Raw genomic sequence first — 17,230 nt, 5'->3', positions numbered from 1 at the left:
TCTCCGTTCGTTGTACGTCGGAGGCCAGGGCGGAGGGGCGGGGTGACGCCCCTTTCTATCGTCGCTCGCCGCGATCACGGCGAAACCTCACCGACGGCGGCCAGTGGTGTCCACCAGGGGTATGGGAGCGGGGTCACCACCTGAGAGAATGATGGACATGGCAACAGATCGCCCGCGCGCGCTTTCCGGTATCCAGCCCACCGCCGGTTCGTTCCACCTGGGGAACTACCTGGGGGCGATCCGCCAGTACGTGGCGCTCCAGGAGACGCACGACGCCTTCTACATGGTGGTCGACCTGCACGCGATCACCGTGCCGCAGGACCCGGCCGAGCTGCGGGCGAACACGCGGCTGGCCGCCGCCCAGCTCCTGGCCGCCGGGCTCGACCCGGACCGCTGCACGCTGTTCATCCAGAGCCATGTGCCCGAGCACGCCCAGCTCGGCTGGGTGATGAACTGCCTGACCGGCTTCGGTGAGGCGTCCCGGATGACGCAGTTCAAGGACAAGTCGGCCAAGCAGGGCGCGGACCGCTCGACGGTCGGCCTGTTCACGTATCCGATCCTCCAGGTCGCGGACATCCTGCTGTACCAGGCGGACGCGGTGCCGGTCGGCGAGGACCAGCGGCAGCACATCGAGCTGACCCGCGACCTGGCGGAGCGGTTCAACACGCGCTTCGGCCCGACCTTCACCATCCCGGCGCCGCACATCGTGCGGGAGGTCGCGAAGATCTACGACCTCCAGGACCCGACGGCCAAGATGAGCAAGTCGGCGGCGTCGCCGAAGGGCCTGGTCAATCTGCTGGACGAGCCGAAGACGTCGGCGAAGAAGTTCCGCAGCGCGGTGACGGACACCGGCACGGTCGTCAAATATGACGAAAAAGACAAGCCGGGCATCAGCAATCTGCTCACGATTCACTCCGCGCTCACCGGTACCGGAATTCCGGAACTCGAGGAGCGGTACGAGGGCAAGGGCTACGGTGCGCTGAAGACCGACCTCGCGGAGATCTTCGTGGAGTGGGTCACACCGTTCCGTGAGCGTACGCAGGAGTATCTGGGGGACCCGGAGACGTTGGACGCGGTGCTGGCGAAGGGTGCCGAGAAGGCGCGCGCCGTGGCGGCGGAGACGCTGGCCGGGGCGTACGACCGGGTCGGGTTCCTGCCCGCCAAGCACTGAGTACGGTACGGGGCGGTACCGAGGACGATTTTTCTGCTCTCGCATGATTGTCCCGCATGATGGCTGTATGACCATGCGGGGTCATCGCGCGGGGGTGACCACGCGGCCGGCTGAACGGGGAAAGGGGTGAGCGCAGTGGGGACCTCCACGACCACCACGATCGGCGTGTCCATCGCGGTCCCGGAGCCGTACGGGCGCCTGCTCCAGGAGCGGCGCGCCGGTTTCGGCGATCCGGCGGCGTACGCGATCCCCACCCACGTCACGCTGCTGCCGCCCACCGAGGTCGACTGCGGCGCGCTTCCGGCGCTGCGCCGCCACCTCGCGCAGGTCGCCGCCGACGGCCGCCCCTTCCTGATGCGGCTGCACGGCACGGACACCTTCCGGCCGCTCTCCCCCGTGGTCTACGTCCGCCTCGCCGACGGCGGCGACGCCTGCGCCCAGCTCCAGGAGCAGGTCCGCTCGGGACCCGTCTCCCGCGAGCTCCAGTTCCCGTACCACCCGCACGTCACGGTCGCCCACGGCATCCCCGACCCCGCCATGGACCTGGCCCAGTCCGAGCTCGCCACCTTCTCCGCCGCCTGGACCGCGATCAGCTTCGCCCTCTACGAGCAGGGCGAGGACGGCGTCTGGCGCAAGATGCGCGAGTACCCCTTCGGCCGTGAGGGCCTCTCGGCCGTCCCGCACCAGCAGTCCGCCAAGGCCGCGACGCGGCTGTAACGGCGCTGCGGGGGCGGCCCGGCCGCGACTCCTGCCGCGCTTCGACCGCGCTTCGACCGTAAGCCGTCCCCGTCGGTCACATTCGGCCGCTTCCGTGCGACACATCAGCGCACCGCCCACCCACGGGCGGTGCGCTGATTCGTCAGGTCGGGCAGAAAGCCGGGAGTGATCATGGGTACGCGGACATCGGCCGTCGCGTTCACGGAAGCGGTGGCGGCGGAGCGGCTGGAGCGGGCGGCGGAGGCTCTGGTGCTGCACGGCTTCGACGCGGAGATCCTCGATGACGTGGCCGCCGCGCGGGTCCGGGTGGGCGAGCTGATCCCGCCGGGCGCGAGCGTGTTCACCGGGGCCAGCGAGACGCTGCGGCTGTCCGGGATCGAGGAGGACATCAACGGGAGCGGGCGGTACGAGGCGGTCAAGCCGCGCGTTCTGGCCATGGACCGGGCGAGCGAGGCGGACGCGATTCGGCGGGCGCTGGCCGCTCCGGACGTCAGCGTCGGGAGCGTCGCCGCCGTCACCGAGACGGGGTCGCTGGTGATCGCGTCGGGCAGCGGGAGCCAGTTGCCCGGGTACGCGGGCGGGGCGGGGCGCGCGATCTGGGTGGTGGGCGCGCAGAAGGTCGTGCCGGACCTGGAGACGGCACTGCGCCGGGTGGAGGAGCACTGCCTGCCGCTGGAGAGCGCCAGGACCATGGAGGTGCACGGCTGGCCGAGCACCGTGAACCGGCTCCTGGTCCTCAACGCGGAGTACGTGCCGGGGCGCGGCACCGTACTGCTGCTCCGCGAGCCCATCGGCTTCTGAGGCACCGCCCGTTGACGGCCGCTCCACGGCCCGTTGACGGCCGGGCCCCTGTCGGTCCACTGGCGCGCGGTAATGCCGACAACGTGTGTGCAAAAGGAGGTGGCGGCCGGGTTTAGGGTGAAGCGGAAACGCTTGGAGGCATGGGCAATTGGCGAATGTGAAGCAGGGCCGTTGCATTGTCGGATCACGCGGGAGCGACCTCGCCAGGGCGCAAGTGCGTGAATATCTGGCGCCGTTGAGGGAGCGGTTTCCCGAGGTGACCTTCACGCACCGGGTGATCGTGGAGGGCGGCGACCGCGACCGGCGCTCACCGCTGGCCAACGTGTCGGCGGTGAGCGGCGGTTCGGCGTTCAGCACCGAGCAGGAGGCCGCGCTGGCGCGCGGTGACGTGGATGTGGTCGTCCACTCCCTCAAGGACCTGCCGACGTCGAATCCGCCGGGCCTGACGCTGTTGCCGCCGCCGGGGCGGGAGGACGTGGCCGACGCGCTGTGCGGGACGACGCTCGCCGGGCTGCCGGAGGGGGCCAGGGTCGGTACGGGGGCGGCCCGCCGGATCGGCCAGCTCCTCGCCGTACGCCCTGACGTGCGGATCGTGCCGATTCGCGGCAACGTACCGCCGCGCCTGGAGAAGCTGGCGACCGAGGGGCTGGACGCGGTCGTGCTGGCCCTGGCGGGCCTGCGCCGCCTCGGTCTCGACGGCGCTGTGAGCGAGGTGCTGCCGCTCGACCTCTTCCCGCCGAGTCCGGGCCAGGGCGCCCTCGGCATCCAGATCCGCGCGGACGACACCGCCGTACGCGACCTGCTCGCCTGCGCCGGTGACGCCTCCGTCGACGCGCGGGTCCGCGCCGAACGCGCGTTCCTCGCCGAATTGCACGGCGGGTGCAGCGTCCCGGTCGGGGGTTATGCCGAATTGGACCCGGCCGGAAATCTGCGGCTGTTCGGACAGGTCACGTCTCTCGACGGCAGGACGCAGATTTCCGCCACCGTCAGCGGTCCGGCGCAGCGGCCGGAAAGGCTCGGAAGGGAATTGGCCGCGGAACTCGCCGCGCGGGGCGCCCATTCCCTGCTCGACGCGGCGCGCCACCCCGACGCGTGACGCGACCGGCGGCCGTACCGCCGCCCGGCGCGTGACCTGACCGGCGGCCGTACCGCGCCTTACGCGCGGACCGCCGGGGACATCCGGCAGGAGACGCCGATCCGGTTCCAGGCGTTCATGGTGACGCACATGGCCAGGAGGCGGGGGAATTCGTCGGCGTCGAAGAGCCGGGCCGCCTCGTCGAAGACGGCGTCGGGGACGCCGTGGTCACCGAGGTGGGTGACGGCCTCGGCCAGGGCGAGGGCGGCGCGCTCGCGGGCGGTGAAGAAGGGCGTCTCGCGCCAGACGGTGACGCCGTACAGCTTCTGCTCGGTGAGGCCGAGGGCGCGGGCGTCGGCGCTGTGCTTGTCGACGCAGTAGGCGCAGCCGTTGAGCTGGGAGACGCGGACGCGGACGAGTTCGCGGACGGCGGGGTCGAGGCCGCGGGCGGCGGCCTTGTCGAGGGCGGCCATGGCCGCGTAGAAGTCGGGGGCCTTGTCGTTGAGGTCGATCCGGCGCGCGGGCGCGGGAACGGTAGCGGTGTCGTCGGTCGTCGTCGTCATGCCTCCACCGTAGGAGGAAAGTGGCTCCATGCCATGGTCCACTTGGAGCATGAACGACTGGGCCACTCGCGGTGAGCGCACCGCCGACTACGACCTGCTGCTCGACCTCCCCGCCGCGCGGGCCGCGGCGGGCGGCGGCGCGCGGGCCGGTCTTGAGCGGGCCCTGCGCGAGGCCGTGCGCGACGGCCGCCTCTCCCCCGGTACCCGCCTGCCGTCCAGCCGGGTGCTGGCCGGGGATCTGGGCCTCGCGCGCAACACGGTCGCGGACGCGTACGCGCAGCTCGTCGCCGAGGGCTGGCTGACCGCGCGGCAGGGCTCGGGCACGACGGTGGCACCGCGCCCGGCCGCGGTCCCCGGCCGGGCGGAGCGCGCCCCCGTGCGCCGTACGCCCGTCGCCCCGGTCGAGCTGGTGCCGGACAACGCGACCGGCCTCCCGTACAGCCTGTGGCCCGGCTCGCCCGACCTGTCGTCCTTTCCGCGCGCCGCGTGGTCGGCGGCGGCGCGGCGGGCGCTGGCCGCGGCGCCGAACGAAGCGTTCGGGTACACCGACCCGCGCGGGCGGCCGGAGTTGCGGGCGGCGCTGAGCACGTATCTCGCGCGGGTGCGCGGGGTGCGGACCGACCCGGAGCACCTGATGATCTGCACGGGGTACGTGCAGGGCGTCGGTCTGCTGGCCCGCGCGCTGTACGGCCGGGGCGCCCGCCGGATCGCCGTCGAGGCGCTGGGCTTCCCGGACACCCGAACGCTGCTGCGCACGGCGGGACTTGAGACGGTGCCGCTGGACGTGGACGGCGACGGGGCGCGGGTGGACCGCCTGGACGGCTCGGCGCAGGCGGTGCTGCTGACCCCCGCGCACCAGTTCCCGACCGGTGTGCCGCTCTCCCCCGGGCGCCGGACGGCCGTCACGGGGTGGGCGCGGAGCACCGGCGCGGTGATCCTGGAGGACGACTACGACGGGGAGTTCCGCTACGACCGGCAGCCCGTCGGCGCCCTCCAGGGCCTCGCGCCCGGACACGTCGTGTACGCGGGCACGGCCAGCAAGAGCCTCGCGCCGGGCCTGCGGCTGGCGTGGCTCGCGCTGCCCCCGCACCTGCTGGACGCGGTCGTGCGCGAGAAGCGGATGGCCGACCACCACTCGCCGGTGCTCGACCAGTTGACCCTCGCCGAATTCATCGGATCGGGCGCGTACGACCGCCACGTACGCCGCATGCGCCTGCACTACCGCGCCCGCCGCGACCGCCTGGTGGCGGCCCTGGCCGAACACGCCCCCCACGTCCGGGTCTCCGGCATCGCCGCGGGCCTGCACGCCGTACTCGAACTCCCCCCGGAGACCGGCCCGTTGCAAGCCCTCGTGGACCGCGCCCACGCACTCGGCCTGGCCCTCAGCGGCCTCCCCGTCTACGGCGCCCCCACCGCCCACGCGCCCACTTCCCTCGTCATCGGCTACGCCACGCCCCCCGACCACGCCTTCTCCGGCGCCCTCTCCCGCCTGTGCGAGGTCCTGTCGCCCGGGTAAGTGGGCCGGCGGAGACGGGAGTCGAGGTCAGGCGGGGAGGGTGAGGAGGACTTCGTCGATGTCCTCACCGCGGGCGTTCGCGAAGCCGCGGTCGGTGCCGGTGGGGTGGAAGCCGCATTTGCGCAGGACGCGGATCGAGCCGGGGTTGTCGGCGGCGGCGCGGGCGTGCAGGGGGCGTTCGGGGGCGACGGCGAGGAGTTGGCGGAGGGCGGCGGTGGCGGCGCCGCGGCCCCAGAACTCGCGGCCGATCCAGTACGTGACCTCGCGCTCCTCGGGCGGGCCGTAGACGGCGGCGTGGCCGACGACCGTACCGTCGGAGGCGGCGACGACCGTGCGGTTGACGACGCCGGGGGTGGCACGGACGCGGGCCCAGTGGGCGTGGAAGCGGGCGCTGTCCGACGGGTCCTCGGCGGTGAACGCGGCCATCCGTACCGCCTCGGGGTCCTGCATCTGAACGAAGAAGACGGGCAGGTCCGAGTCGCGTACCTCGCGCAGGATGACGTCCATGGGGCAAACGTAAGGGGCCCCGCACCAGGGCGGGACCCCTTACCGGCGGAAAAGAGACGGGACTCAGATGAGGCCCAGCTCGCGCACGGCGGCGCGCTCTTCTTCCAGCTCCTTCACGGACGCGTCGATGCGCGCGCGCGAGAACTCGTTGATCTCCAGGCCCTGGACGATCTCGAAGGCGCCGTTCTTCGTGGTGACCGGGAAGGACGAGATGAGACCGGCCGGGACGCCGTAGGAGCCGTCGGAGACGATGCCCATGGAGGTCCAGTTGCCCTCGGCGGTGCCGTTGACCCAGGTGTGGACGTGGTCGAGGGCGGCCGACGCGGCGGAGGCGGCGGAGGACGCGCCGCGCGCCTCGATGATCGCGGCGCCGCGCTTGGCGACGGTCGGGATGAAGGTGTCGGCCAGCCACTGCTCGTCGTTGACGACCTCGGCGGCGTTCTTGCCCGCGACCTCGGCGTGGAAGATGTCGGGGTACTGGGTCGCCGAGTGGTTGCCCCAGATGGTGAGCCGCTTGATCTCCGAGACCGGCACGCCGGTCTTCTTCGCGAGCTGCGCGACCGCGCGGTTGTGGTCCAGGCGGGTCATCGCGGTGAAGCGCTCGGCCGGTACGTCGGGGGCGGCGGACTGCGCGATGAGCGCGTTGGTGTTCGCCGGGTTGCCGACGACCAGGACCTTGATGTCGTCGGCCGCGTGGTCGTTGATGGCCTTGCCCTGCGGCTTGAAGATGCCGCCGTTGGCCTCCAGCAGGTCGCCGCGCTCCATGCCCTTGGTGCGGGGGCGGGCGCCGACCAGCAGCGCGACGTTCGCGCCGTCGAAGGCCACGTTCGGGTCGTCGGTGATGTCGATGCCCTGGAGGAGCGGGAAGGCGGCGTCGTCCAGCTCCATCGCGGTCCCCTCCGCGGCCTTCAGGCCCTGGGGGATCTCCAGCAGACGGAGCCTCACCGGCACGTCCGCGCCGAGCAGGTGGCCCGAGGCGATGCGGAAGAGGAGGGCGTAGCCGATCTGGCCTGCCGCTCCGGTGACGGTGACGTTGACGGGGGTGCGAGTCATTGCCTTCTCCTGGCCTTTTCCTGCGGGTACCTGGCATTGCCGCCCCGGCAGTGGCCCGAGCGGCCCCGGAACGTGACTCTCTCGTCGTCAAGAGAGCCGTCTGTCAGGCTATCGCGCGGCGGCGCCGCCGGTGACGCGAGGGCGTGTGGCCCCGGTCACCGGGAAGGCCGCCGGGTGACGTTCCCGTGCCGCGCGGGACCCGCGTCCGCGGGTTTGCGCGGTGCGCCGCGGGTCCGCGCGTCTCAGCCCTGGCCGCCCACGCAGAGGTTGACGACGAGCAGGCCGAGGCACAGGCCGCCGCGGCCGGTGGCGGTCGCGGTCGGGGACGGCGGACCCGTGGGCGTATCCGTAGGAGAAACGGTTCCTCCGGAGGCGGGCGCCGAAGGGGACCCGGAATCGGTCGGTACGGTGCCGGGAGCGCCGCCGCCCGGCGCGCTGCCGGGGCCCGCGCCGTGGGTGGCCGTGGCACCGGGTGTTCCCGGCGGACCGGCGGACGGGGAGCCGTCGCCCGTCATCACCGTCACCGAGGGCTCGGCCGCGGGGGCGGTTCTTCCCGGCGCGCCGCCCGTGCCGGGCGACGTACGTGGCGCCGCGCCCTTCGCTCCCGGCGTCAGCGGCGCGCCCGCCCGGTCGGTCACCGTCGGCGCCGCCTCGGGCGCCGGGGCCCGCCCGGTGCTCGGGCCAGCCGCGAGCAGCACCGTCACCGCCGCGCCGATCGCCAGCACCCCCGCCGTACCGAACAGCAGCGCCCTGCGGCGGCGGTTGCCCGGCAGACCCTCCTCCGGGCCCAGCGGGTCCAGCGGATCGGGATGCGGTACGGGTTTGCCCCGGCCCCTGTCGCCGGTGCCGGTCGCGGCCTTCTCCGCCAGTTTCCACAGCGCGCCGACCCGGTCGTAGTCCGCGCCGCTCGCCTGCGCCAGCACCTCCACCGCGTCCAGCGGCGGCAGTTGCCTGCCGTTGAGGTACTTCTCCCACGACTCCGCGGACTGCGCCGTGCGCGCCGCCAGCGCCGGGACCGTCAGGCCGCCGCGGTCCTTCATCCGGCGTAACTGCACGGCCAGCCGCCGCACATCCACCGGAATCCGCTCCGCCAACGGCTCCCACTGCCCCATCGTGCCCCCTATCTCAACGAGTCCCCCGCCGGGGGCAACGCTAGAACGGGTGTCCCCTTGTCGGGGGGACTTTCCGGACAGCGTCCCCGAACTCGTCCGGACCTGCTATTGCCGGGTGCCGGGCCCCGGCCGCCTCCGAGGCCAGCTCTTCGTCCGCGCCACCGCTGTCGCGGCCCAGCGCCCGCCCCGGGGGATGCGCCCCGCCAGGGGCGCGGGGAACTGCGCGGCCAGCCCCCACCGGCCGGTGGTCCGGGGACAACCGATTTGCCCCGCCGGGACCGGTGGCGACCTGCGGGAGCGCCGTGGCTGGCCGCGCAGTTCCCCGCGCCCCCAAAAAGACCGGCCCGCCCCCCATGCGAAAGGGGCCTGCCCCGTCAGGGGCGCGGGGAACTGCGCGAGCAACCCCCACCGGCCGGTGGTCCGGGGACAACCGATTTGCCCCCCCGGGGGCCGGTGGCGACCTGCGCGAAGCGCCATGGCTGGCCGCGCAGTTCCCCGCGCCCCCAAAAAGACCGGCCCGCCCCCCATGCGAAAGGGGGCCCGCCCCGTCAGGGGCGCGAGGAACTGCGCGAGCAACCCCCACCGGCCGGTGGTCCGGGGACAACCGGGGTGCCCCGCCGGGGGCCGGTGGCGACCTAAGCGGAGCGCCCACGCGGCGGCAGCCGCAGATCAGACACAGCCCCGCGCCCCTCAAAAGACCGGCCCGCCCCCCATGCGAAAGGGGGCCCGCCCCGTCAGGGGCGCGGGGAACTGCGCGCGCAACCCACCACCGGCCGGTGGCCGGGAAACAACCGGGCTGCCCCGCCGGGACCGGTGGCGACCTGCGCGGAGCGCCCACGCGGCGGCGCCCCCAAAGAACCTGGCCCCGCGTCAGCCCACCGTTCCGGGCTACCGCACCGAGAAGTGGATGATGTCCTCCAGGAACGGAATCCTGATCAGCGGATCCGGCTGCGCCATCAGCGCCAGCAGCACGATCGCGAGACCGAACAGCCCGTACGTGATCACATCAGTGAACCGGCTGCGGACCGCGAGCATGCCGACCGCCGTCACGCCCCAGCGCAGCGCGGCGCCGACCAGCAGCGACGCCCCGATCACGATCGTGCCCGCGCGGAAGGCGCCGGCCGCCGTGACGATCAGCCCGATGGCCGCGCCGCAGATGACCAGCAGGATCGGCCACTGCCGGGCGGGCGCGGGGGCGTCCTTGCCCGCCGCCCGGCCGCCGCCCTCGGGACGCGCGGTGGTCCTGCCGGGCCCGGCCTCGTGCCTGCCGTGCTCCCCGGTGAATCCGGCCGCCTGTCCGAGGGAGTGCCCAGAGGAGTGCCCGGAGGACGAGGGCGCGGGCACCGGCGCCGACGCCGGGCCCGAGCCGTTCTCACGGCCCTCCCCCGGTGTCCGGCCGGTCCCCGGCCCCCCGGCGCCGAAGTCCGCGGCCCCTGCCGCGGGACCCGGATCAGCCGACATCGCCCGCGGCCCGCTCGGACGCCTCCACCACGTTCTGGAGGAGCAGCGCCCGCGTCATCGGGCCGACGCCACCGGGGTTCGGCGAGATCCAGGCGGCCACCTCGGCCACGCCCGGATGCACGTCGCCGACGATCTTGCCGTTCTCGTCGCGGCTCACGCCGACGTCCAGGACGGCCGCGCCCGGCTTCACGTCCTCCGGCTTGATGATGTGCGGCACACCGGCGGCGGCCACGACGATGTCGGCCTGCCGCAGATGCGCGGAGAGGTCACGGGTGCCGGTGTGGCACAAGGTGACCGTCGCGTTCTCCGACTTACGGGTCAGCAGCAGGCCGATCGAGCGGCCCACGGTGATGCCGCGGCCGACCACGACCACGTCGGCGCCGTTGATCTCCACGCCGTGGCGGCGCAGCAGCTCCACGATGCCGTTGGGGGTGCAGGGCAGCGGCCCGGTCTCGTTGAGCACGAGTCGGCCGAGGCTCATCGGGTGCAGCCCGTCCGCGTCCTTGGCCGGGTCCATCAGCTCCAGCACCCGGTTGGTGTCGATGCCCTTGGGGAGCGGGAGCTGCACGATGTAGCCGGTGCAGGCCGGGTCCGCGTTCAGCTCGCGGACGACCGCCTCGATCTCCTCCTGCGTGGCGGTGTCCGGGAGTTCACGCTGGATGGAGCCGATGCCCACCTGCGCGCAGTCGCGGTGCTTGCCCGCGACGTACCACTTGCTGCCCGGGTCGTCGCCGACCAGCAGCGTGCCGAGGCCGGGGGTGATCCCGCGGGCCTTCAGCGCCTTGACGCGTTCGGCGAGTTCGGACTTGATCGCGGCGGCGGTGGCCTTGCCATCGAGAATCTGGGCGGTCATGCCCGCCATTCTCGCGGATCGGACCCGCGCCGGACCAATCCGCCCCCGGCGCGAACCCCGCCTGGGTGCCACCTGAGCGCCGCCTGCGCCGTGCCCGGCCCCCGCCGGCCCCCGCCGACGCCCGCCGACGCCCGGACGGGTGCCTCGACCGGTGCCCCGGCCGCTGCCCCGACCGCTGCCCGGACCGCCGCACCGTGGAGGCACCGTCCCGACCTCGGTCCGACACCTCTGGTCCCTTGCGCGCCGGGGCACAGGGGCCCCACGATGTGGCCTCGTCCCCCGATTGGGCCAGTACGACGGATATACGACGGATGCGGTCCGGCCGCCGCCGTCCCGACCGGCCCTGTCGTCCCAGCCGCGCGCGTAAGGAAGCAGCACGTGAGCCAACCCCCCGGCCCTCCCGGCCCCGGAAACCCGTACGGCGGACCGTCCCAGCCGCCGCAGCAGCCGCCCTACGCGCAGAACCCGTACGGCCAGGGCGTCCCGCAGCAGCCGGGCCCGTACCAGCAGCAGCCCGGCGGCTACCCCGGATACCCGCAGCAACAGCAGCAGCCCGGCGGCTACGGCTACCCCGGCGGCTACCCGGGCCAGGCGCCGTACGGCTACCCGCAGGGGAACCTGCCGCCCGGCATGCCCCCGCTGGCCGGTTGGGGCGCCCGGCTCGGTGCCACGCTGCTCGACGCGCTGATGTTCAACCTCGTACCGGGCGGGCTGGTCATCGCGGGCTACACCCAGATGTCCGTCAAGCTCGCCGACCGCTGGCAGGACTGCGACGACGCGGGCATCCCCCGCGACGCGTGCCCCAACCCGCACGTGTCCGGCGGTTCCGTCGCGCTGATCCTCATCGGCGGCCTGCTCAGCCTCGTCGCCATGCTCTTCCTCTGCTACCGCGAGGGCAGCACCGGGCAGACCCCCGGCAAGAAGATCGTCGGCATCCGCCTCCTGCGCGAACACGACGGCTCCACCCTCGGCTTCGGCCTCGCCTTCGGCCGCCGCCTGCTCCACGTCCTGGACGGCCTGCCGTGCTACCTCGGGTTCCTCTGGCCGCTGTGGGACGCGAAGAAGCAGACCTTCGCCGACAAGATGGTCCACACCGTGGTCATCAAGGACCAGTCCTGACCGACCCCGCGCTGACGCGGGGCGGCGTGCGCGGGGGGGGGCGGGGAACCGCGCGGCCGGCCCCACCGGCCGGTGGTCCGAAGACCACCGGTCCGCCCCGCCGGGGCCGGTGGTGACGTGCGAGCACGTCACGGCCGGGCGCACGGTCCCCGCGCCCTGTGAAGGATCGGCCTACCGCCAGGGTCCTAGTGGAAGAAGTGCCGCGTCCCCGTCAGGTACATCGTGACTCCCGCCTTGGCCGCCGCCTCGATGACGGCTTCGTCGCGGATGGACCCGCCCGGCTGGACGACGGCGGCGACCCCGGCGGCGGTGAGGACCTCGAGCCCGTCGGGGAACGGGAAGAAGGCGTCGGAGGCGGCGTAGGAGCCGGTGGCGCGCTCGGCCCCGGCGCGCTCGACGGCGAGCCTGGCGGAGTCGACCCGGTTGACCTGCCCCATGCCGACGCCGACCGTGGCACCGCCCTTCGCGAGAAGAATGGCGTTGGACTTGACGGCGCGGCAGGCGCGCCAGGCGAAGGCCAGTTCGGCGAGCTGGGCCGCCGTCAGCGCGTCCCCGGTGGCGAGGGTCCAGGTCTCGGGGTCGTCGCCCTCGGCCTGGAAGCGGTCCTTGGCCTGGACGAGGAGGCCGCCCTCGATGGGCTTGTACTCGGTGACGGTCTCGGGCCCGTCGGCGCAGCGCAGGACGCGGATGTTCTTCTTGCGCGCGAGGATCTCGACGGCGCCGTCCTCGTACCCGGGAGCGACGATCACCTCGGTGAAGATCTCGGCGACCTGCTCGGCCATGGCCACCGACACGGGCCGGTTGACGGCGATGACGCCGCCGTACGCGGAGACCGGGTCGCAGGCGTGCGCCTTGCGGTGGGCGTCGGCGACGTCCGTGCCGACCGCGATCCCGCACGGGTTGGCGTGCTTGATGATCGCGACGCAGACGCCCTCGTGGTCGTACGCGGCGCGGCGGGCGGCGTCGGTGTCGACGTAGTTGTTGTACGACATCTCCTTGCCGTGCAACTGCTCCGCCCCGGCCAGCCCCTTTCCGCTGCCGTCGCTGTAGAGCGCGGCGCCCTGGTGCGGGTTCTCGCCGTAGCGCAGCGTCTGCTGGAGGTCGTACGTCTGCCCGCTGAACTCGGGGAACTCCTCGTTGGACGCATAGCCGTCCAGGAACCAGGAGGCGACGGCCACGTCGTACGCGGCGGTGTGCTGGAACGCCTCGGCGGCGAGCCGCTTGCGGGCGGCGAGGTCGAAGCCGCCGTCGCGGACGGCGGCCAGGACGTCGGCGTACCGGTTCGGGCTGACGACGACGGCGACCGACGGGTGGTTCTTGGCGGCGGCGCGGACCATCGAGGGGCCGCCGATGTCGATCTGCTCGACGCACTCGTCAGGGCTCGCGCCCGAGGCGACGGTCTCCTTGAACGGGTAGAGGTTGACGACGACCAGCTCGAACGGCTCGACGCCGAGTTCGGCGAGCTGCCGCTGGTGGTCGGGCAGGCGCAGATCGGCGAGGATGCCCGCGTGGACGCGCGGGTGCAGCGTCTTGACCCGGCCGTCCAGGCACTCGGGGAAGCCGGTCAGCTCCTCGACCTTGGTGACGGGGACGCCCGCGGCGGCGATCTTCGCGGCGGTCGACCCGGTCGACACCAGTTCCACCCCCGCCTCGTGCAGACCGCGGGCCAGGTCTTCGAGACCCGTCTTGTCGTAGACACTGATCAGCGCGCGACGGATGGGCTTATTCACCGACATGAACCTTTCGTCCATCAATGCGGTAGCCGTGGCGCGCCAGGCGCCCCACGGTCTCGACGAGCAGTCGTCGCTCGACTTCCTTGATGCGCTCGTGGAGCGCGTCCTCCGTGTCGTCCGGCCGGACCTCGACCACGCCCTGGGCGATGACCGGGCCGGTGTCGACGCCGTCGTCGACGAAGTGGACGGTGCACCCGGTCACCTTGGCGCCGTACGCGAGCGCGTCGCGTACGCCGTGGGCGCCGGGGAAACTCGGCAGCAGCGCGGGGTGGGTGTTGATGATCCGGCCGCCGAACCTGGCCAGGAACTCCTTGCCGACGATCTTCATGAAGCCCGCGGAGACGACGAGGTCGGGCGCGTACCGCGCCGTGGCCTCGGCGAGCGCGAGGTCCCAGGCGGCGCGGTCCTCGTGGTCCTTGACGCGGACGACGAAGGTGGGCAGGCCCGCGCGGACGGCGCGGTCCAGGCCCGCGATGCCGTCGCGGTCGGCGCCGACGGCGACCACACGGGCCCCGGCCCCGTACGAGGGATCGGCCTCGATGGCGTCGAGCAGCGCCTGGAGATTGGTCCCCGAACCGGAGACGAGGACGACGAGACGGGCGGGGGTGGAGGCGTGTGCGGGCGCGGCCACTGGCGGTGCTCTCTCGTTTAGAGGATCGTACGAGTCGGAGGCCGATCGGATGACGGGGAACCCTACGAGGCCGCCGACCGTCAGCAACGATACCGGCACTCCCGGCGGCCCCCACGGGACGGGGGAGCGCGCGGACGGTAGCGTCTGCCGGGAGAGCGGCACTTCGCGCGCCCCGCACGCGGGCGTAAGTGACGCATCTGACAGGGATGGCACATCGTCGTACGGTCGTTGCAAGACGTCAGTACACGTCGGTACAAGCCGAAGAAGGAGTCGAGCCCAAGGGGATGGCGCATCACATCATGAGCAGCGGCCGTATTCGTCTCGCGCTGCGCGCGCCCGAGGGCGATCAGCAGGACAATCCCTTCGCGCCGCCGCCGGAGGGCGCGCCCGACCGTCCGTGGCAGCCGCGACAGCAGCCCTCGGACGGTTCGTCGAAGGAGGGCTCGTCGGAAGGCTCGTCGGAAGGCGGCTCCGGGGACAAGCCGGAGGGTCCGCCCCCGCCACCGCACGGCGCGCCCACCGCGTGGGGCCACGGGTGGAGCAATCAGCAGCCCCAGGGCGGACGCCCTGACCCGTTCGGACGCAGGCCGGAGCAGGGCGGCGGTCCCACCGGGCCCGCGGGCAGCGGCCCGCGCTTCGACCCCACCGACCCCGCACAGCGGCGGTCGCGCTATTCGCTGGTCTGCGGCGGCTGGGGACTGATCTTCGCCCTCCTGGGCTGGACCCCGGTGGGGCTCCTGCTCGGCGCGCTCGCCCTCTACTGGGGGATCTCCGCGCTCCGCATGAGCCCGCAGGACCGGGCCAAGGCCCGCGCCGAGGCGGCCTCCGCCCTGGCCGACGCCACCCAGACGCCCCGGCCCGCCCCGCCCGCGCCCGGGCCCGACGCCCAGCGCTCCTTCGTCACCGCGGCCTGGAGCGGCATCATCACCAGTGCCGTGACGCTCGCGCTGGTCGTCACCACGTACTCCTTGCAGTACGCCTACCGCGATTACTTCACCTGCAAGAGCGACGCCCTCACCACGCCCGCGTCGCACTCCTGCCAGAATCTCCTCCCCAGCCCCCTCCGCGACTTCCCCGGCCTCCGCTGACCCCCTCCCGGGGGGGTGGCGCGTGAAATTCGGGTCCCGTATCCGCCGAGCGTCCGCACGGTGGGGGCTGGTCGCGCAGTTCCCCGCGCCCCTACGGGGCTCGACCTCTTCCGCCGGGCGCAGACGAAGGGCCTGCTTTTCAGGGGCGCGGGGAACTGCGCGGCGAGCCCCCACCGGGGGCGCGGAGGAGAACCGGCCCCGGCGGGGCAGACACTGTGGGTTCTCGGGCTGAAAGCCCGGCGGGGGCCTACTCGGGCCCGGGGTCCGGCTCGGGCCGGGGGACGACGGGGGCCGGGGCGGCGATCGGAGCAGGCGGCAGCGTCGGCATGGGCGGAACGGCCGGAGGAGGCGGCTCCGCAGGAAGAGGCGGTGGAACCGCAGGTACCGGGACCTCGGCGGACGCCGCAACGGCGCGGGTCGGCCGCAAGGCGGCGGCATGGCGCCGCACCGCGGGGCCGCACCGCCCCCAGAGCCCGCGCGCGGCGCGCGCGGTGGCGGCAGGCCAGCCGAGGGGCCGCAGGGCCCGGACCCAACCGGCCCAGGTCCGGGGACGGAAGACCGCGGCCCCGTCCCGGTGCCAGCGCAGCGCCACGGCCCCGGGCGCACCGAGCAGCAGCGTCCAGGCGAGCGCGGCGAGGCCGGTGGCCCACCAGGAGGGGCCGAAGGCGGCGAGGGTGACGGTGCCGAGGGGCCCGCCCGACACGGCGGCGAGCAGCGCGAAGGCGACCCCGGTGACGAGGGCCGCCGCCGAGGCCACCGAGGCCGTACGCCGCAGGCTCCACGCGTCGGCGGCGCGCCCCACGGACCGGGCGACGAGAACCCCCGCGCAAACGGGCACGGCGAGGGTGGCCCACCCGACGAACCCCCCGCTCCCCTCGTCCGGCAACGCGGCGAGCAGCGGAAATCCGGGCAGCGTCGGATAGCCGGAGGCCCCGGCGGGAGCGACCGCGCTGCCGACGCCGACGGCGAACCCCGGCCCGAGCGCGTACGAGGCCCCCCAGACGGCGAGGTTGGGGACGAGCGCGACCGCGACGAGCAGGACGGCGAGCTGTCCGGCCGGCGGCGCGCTGAGCTGCGCGAAGGTCCGCCCGGCGGCCCCGGCGTGCCACGCGAGGGCGGCGGCGCCGATGAGCGCGCCGCCGCCGATGACGACGCCCACCGCCGTCCCGGCGGCCCGCAGCGCGACGACGGCCTCCCGGCCGTACGGCCCGACCCGCGCGAGTGACGGCCGCCCGCACCCCGACCACGCCCCGGCGGCGGTCACGGCGGTCGCGAAGAGCGGTACGTAGAGCAGCGCGGCGAGGACGTCGACGCGGAAGGACCCGCCCGCGGCGTACGCGACGGCGCCGGACGCGGCGGCCAGGTATCCGCCGAGCAGCCAGCCCGCGGTGGCGGCCACCGTACGGACGTCGGCCGCGGGCCGCGGGCCGTCCTCGCCCCCGGCCGCCGTGCGGACCGCGGAGGCCGCGGCGCGGAAGAGCAGCCAGCCCGGCAGGGCGGTGAGCAGCAGCGGGGTCACACCGATGGGCGCGGCGGCGCCGGAGAGCGTCTCCGTACGGACCAGGTCGGCGCCCTGGGCCAGCAGCCACAGGGCGGCGCCGACGTGCAGGGCGCCGCCGAGGCCGCTGTCGGGGAAGGGCGAGGCGATCCAGAGCAGGAGGACGACGGCGCCGAGGACGCCGAGGCCGAGCCCGGCGGCGACCGCTCCCCCGGCGAACGCGGTGGCGCGTGCCGCCGCGACCCGCCGGGCAGCGGCCTCGGCGGACAGTGCCGCGATGCGATCGGTCGTATGGGTCACGGCGACCCATGGTGCCAACAACACCCGTTTCG

General features: G+C 73.9%; 16 protein-coding genes. 7 read left to right on the top strand and 9 right to left on the bottom strand.

The features are described 5' to 3' along the window. The first annotated feature begins 157 nt into the window (after window positions 1-157). The 4 genes from trpS (at window position 158) to hemC (ending at window position 3,785) form a co-directional block, all read left to right on the top strand. A complete protein-coding gene (gene trpS / locus ACFZAM_RS30125) occupies window positions 158-1,171 on the top strand; it encodes a tryptophan--tRNA ligase (protein WP_391050482.1) in 1,014 nt (337 codons plus the stop codon). Window positions 1,172-1,306: 135 nt separating this feature from the next. Further along, the gene (locus ACFZAM_RS30120) at window positions 1,307-1,888 is read left to right on the top strand and encodes a 2'-5' RNA ligase family protein (RefSeq protein WP_355336854.1); all 582 of its coding nucleotides are present in this window, start codon (window positions 1,307-1,309) and stop codon (window positions 1,886-1,888) included. 171 nt (window positions 1,889-2,059) lie between these two features. Beyond that, a complete protein-coding gene (locus tag ACFZAM_RS30115) occupies window positions 2,060-2,689 on the top strand; it encodes an LUD domain-containing protein (RefSeq protein ID WP_355336853.1) in 630 nt (209 codons plus the stop codon). Between the two features lie 157 nt (window positions 2,690-2,846). Beyond that, window positions 2,847-3,785 (top strand): hydroxymethylbilane synthase, encoded by a 939-nt coding sequence (gene hemC / locus ACFZAM_RS30110; RefSeq protein ID WP_391050570.1) that lies wholly within the window; start codon window positions 2,847-2,849, stop codon window positions 3,783-3,785. Window positions 3,786-3,844: 59 nt separating this feature from the next. On the opposite strand, the gene ACFZAM_RS30105 is transcribed toward hemC, so the two are convergent. After that, complete coding sequence (locus tag ACFZAM_RS30105; protein WP_391050481.1) at window positions 3,845-4,327, bottom strand: carboxymuconolactone decarboxylase family protein; 483 nt, start codon at window positions 4,325-4,327, stop codon at window positions 3,845-3,847. Between the two features lie 28 nt (window positions 4,328-4,355). On the opposite strand from ACFZAM_RS30105, the gene ACFZAM_RS30100 reads away from it, so the two are divergent. After that, on the top strand, window positions 4,356-5,843 hold the full coding sequence (locus ACFZAM_RS30100) for an aminotransferase class I/II-fold pyridoxal phosphate-dependent enzyme (RefSeq protein ID WP_391050480.1): 1,488 nt from the start codon (window positions 4,356-4,358) through the stop codon (window positions 5,841-5,843). A gap of 27 nt (window positions 5,844-5,870) precedes the next feature. Here the strand turns inward: ACFZAM_RS30100 and ACFZAM_RS30095 are convergent, their stop codons facing one another. The 5 genes from ACFZAM_RS30095 to ACFZAM_RS30075 form a co-directional block, all read right to left on the bottom strand. After that, on the bottom strand, window positions 5,871-6,350 hold the full coding sequence (locus tag ACFZAM_RS30095) for a GNAT family N-acetyltransferase (RefSeq protein ID WP_391050479.1): 480 nt from the start codon (window positions 6,348-6,350) through the stop codon (window positions 5,871-5,873). Between the two features lie 63 nt (window positions 6,351-6,413). Next, a complete protein-coding gene (locus ACFZAM_RS30090) occupies window positions 6,414-7,403 on the bottom strand; it encodes a malate dehydrogenase (RefSeq protein WP_355336849.1) in 990 nt (329 codons plus the stop codon). Window positions 7,404-7,645: 242 nt separating this feature from the next. Next, on the bottom strand, window positions 7,646-8,515 hold the full coding sequence (locus ACFZAM_RS30085) for a helix-turn-helix domain-containing protein (protein WP_391050478.1): 870 nt from the start codon (window positions 8,513-8,515) through the stop codon (window positions 7,646-7,648). 888 nt (window positions 8,516-9,403) lie between these two features. Beyond that, window positions 9,404-9,976, bottom strand: coding sequence for a DUF3017 domain-containing protein (locus ACFZAM_RS30080; protein WP_355336847.1), 573 nt, complete (start codon window positions 9,974-9,976; stop codon window positions 9,404-9,406). Continuing rightward, the gene (locus ACFZAM_RS30075; RefSeq protein ID WP_188283507.1) at window positions 9,966-10,829 is read right to left on the bottom strand and encodes a bifunctional methylenetetrahydrofolate dehydrogenase/methenyltetrahydrofolate cyclohydrolase; all 864 of its coding nucleotides are present in this window, start codon (window positions 10,827-10,829) and stop codon (window positions 9,966-9,968) included. The genes ACFZAM_RS30080 and ACFZAM_RS30075 overlap by 11 nt, the downstream gene beginning before the upstream one ends. Window positions 10,830-11,207: 378 nt before the next feature. Between ACFZAM_RS30075 and ACFZAM_RS30070 the strand changes: the two genes are divergently transcribed. Then, window positions 11,208-11,948: an RDD family protein gene (locus ACFZAM_RS30070; protein WP_391050477.1), complete on the top strand. Its 741-nt coding sequence runs from the start codon at window positions 11,208-11,210 to the stop codon at window positions 11,946-11,948. 185 nt (window positions 11,949-12,133) lie between these two features. On the opposite strand, the gene purH is transcribed toward ACFZAM_RS30070, so the two are convergent. Both purH and purN read right to left on the bottom strand, forming a co-directional pair. Continuing rightward, window positions 12,134-13,684 (bottom strand): bifunctional phosphoribosylaminoimidazolecarboxamide formyltransferase/IMP cyclohydrolase, encoded by a 1,551-nt coding sequence (gene purH, locus ACFZAM_RS30065; RefSeq protein WP_355336845.1) that lies wholly within the window; start codon window positions 13,682-13,684, stop codon window positions 12,134-12,136. After that, window positions 13,671-14,312 carry a phosphoribosylglycinamide formyltransferase gene (purN, locus tag ACFZAM_RS30060; protein ID WP_391050476.1) on the bottom strand — a complete coding sequence of 214 codons (642 nt, stop codon included), beginning with the start codon at window positions 14,310-14,312 and terminating at the stop codon, window positions 13,671-13,673. Before purN ends, purH begins: the two co-directional genes overlap by 14 nt. Before the next feature lie 284 nt (window positions 14,313-14,596). On the opposite strand from purN, the gene ACFZAM_RS30055 reads away from it, so the two are divergent. Then, the gene (locus ACFZAM_RS30055) at window positions 14,597-15,400 is read left to right on the top strand and encodes a hypothetical protein (protein WP_355336843.1); all 804 of its coding nucleotides are present in this window, start codon (window positions 14,597-14,599) and stop codon (window positions 15,398-15,400) included. A 247-nt stretch (window positions 15,401-15,647) separates the two neighbouring features. On the opposite strand, the gene ACFZAM_RS30050 is transcribed toward ACFZAM_RS30055, so the two are convergent. Continuing rightward, complete coding sequence (locus ACFZAM_RS30050) at window positions 15,648-17,198, bottom strand: DUF6350 family protein (RefSeq protein ID WP_391050475.1); 1,551 nt, start codon at window positions 17,196-17,198, stop codon at window positions 15,648-15,650. Between the last annotated feature and the right edge of the window lie 32 nt (window positions 17,199-17,230).

It is taken from the genome of Streptomyces sp. NPDC008079 (genome assembly GCF_042957385.1).
Lineage (GTDB): Bacteria > Actinomycetota > Actinomycetes > Streptomycetales > Streptomycetaceae > Actinacidiphila.
The sequence above is the reverse complement of the archived record's forward strand: the minus strand, read 5'-3'. Positions and strand labels throughout refer to the sequence as shown.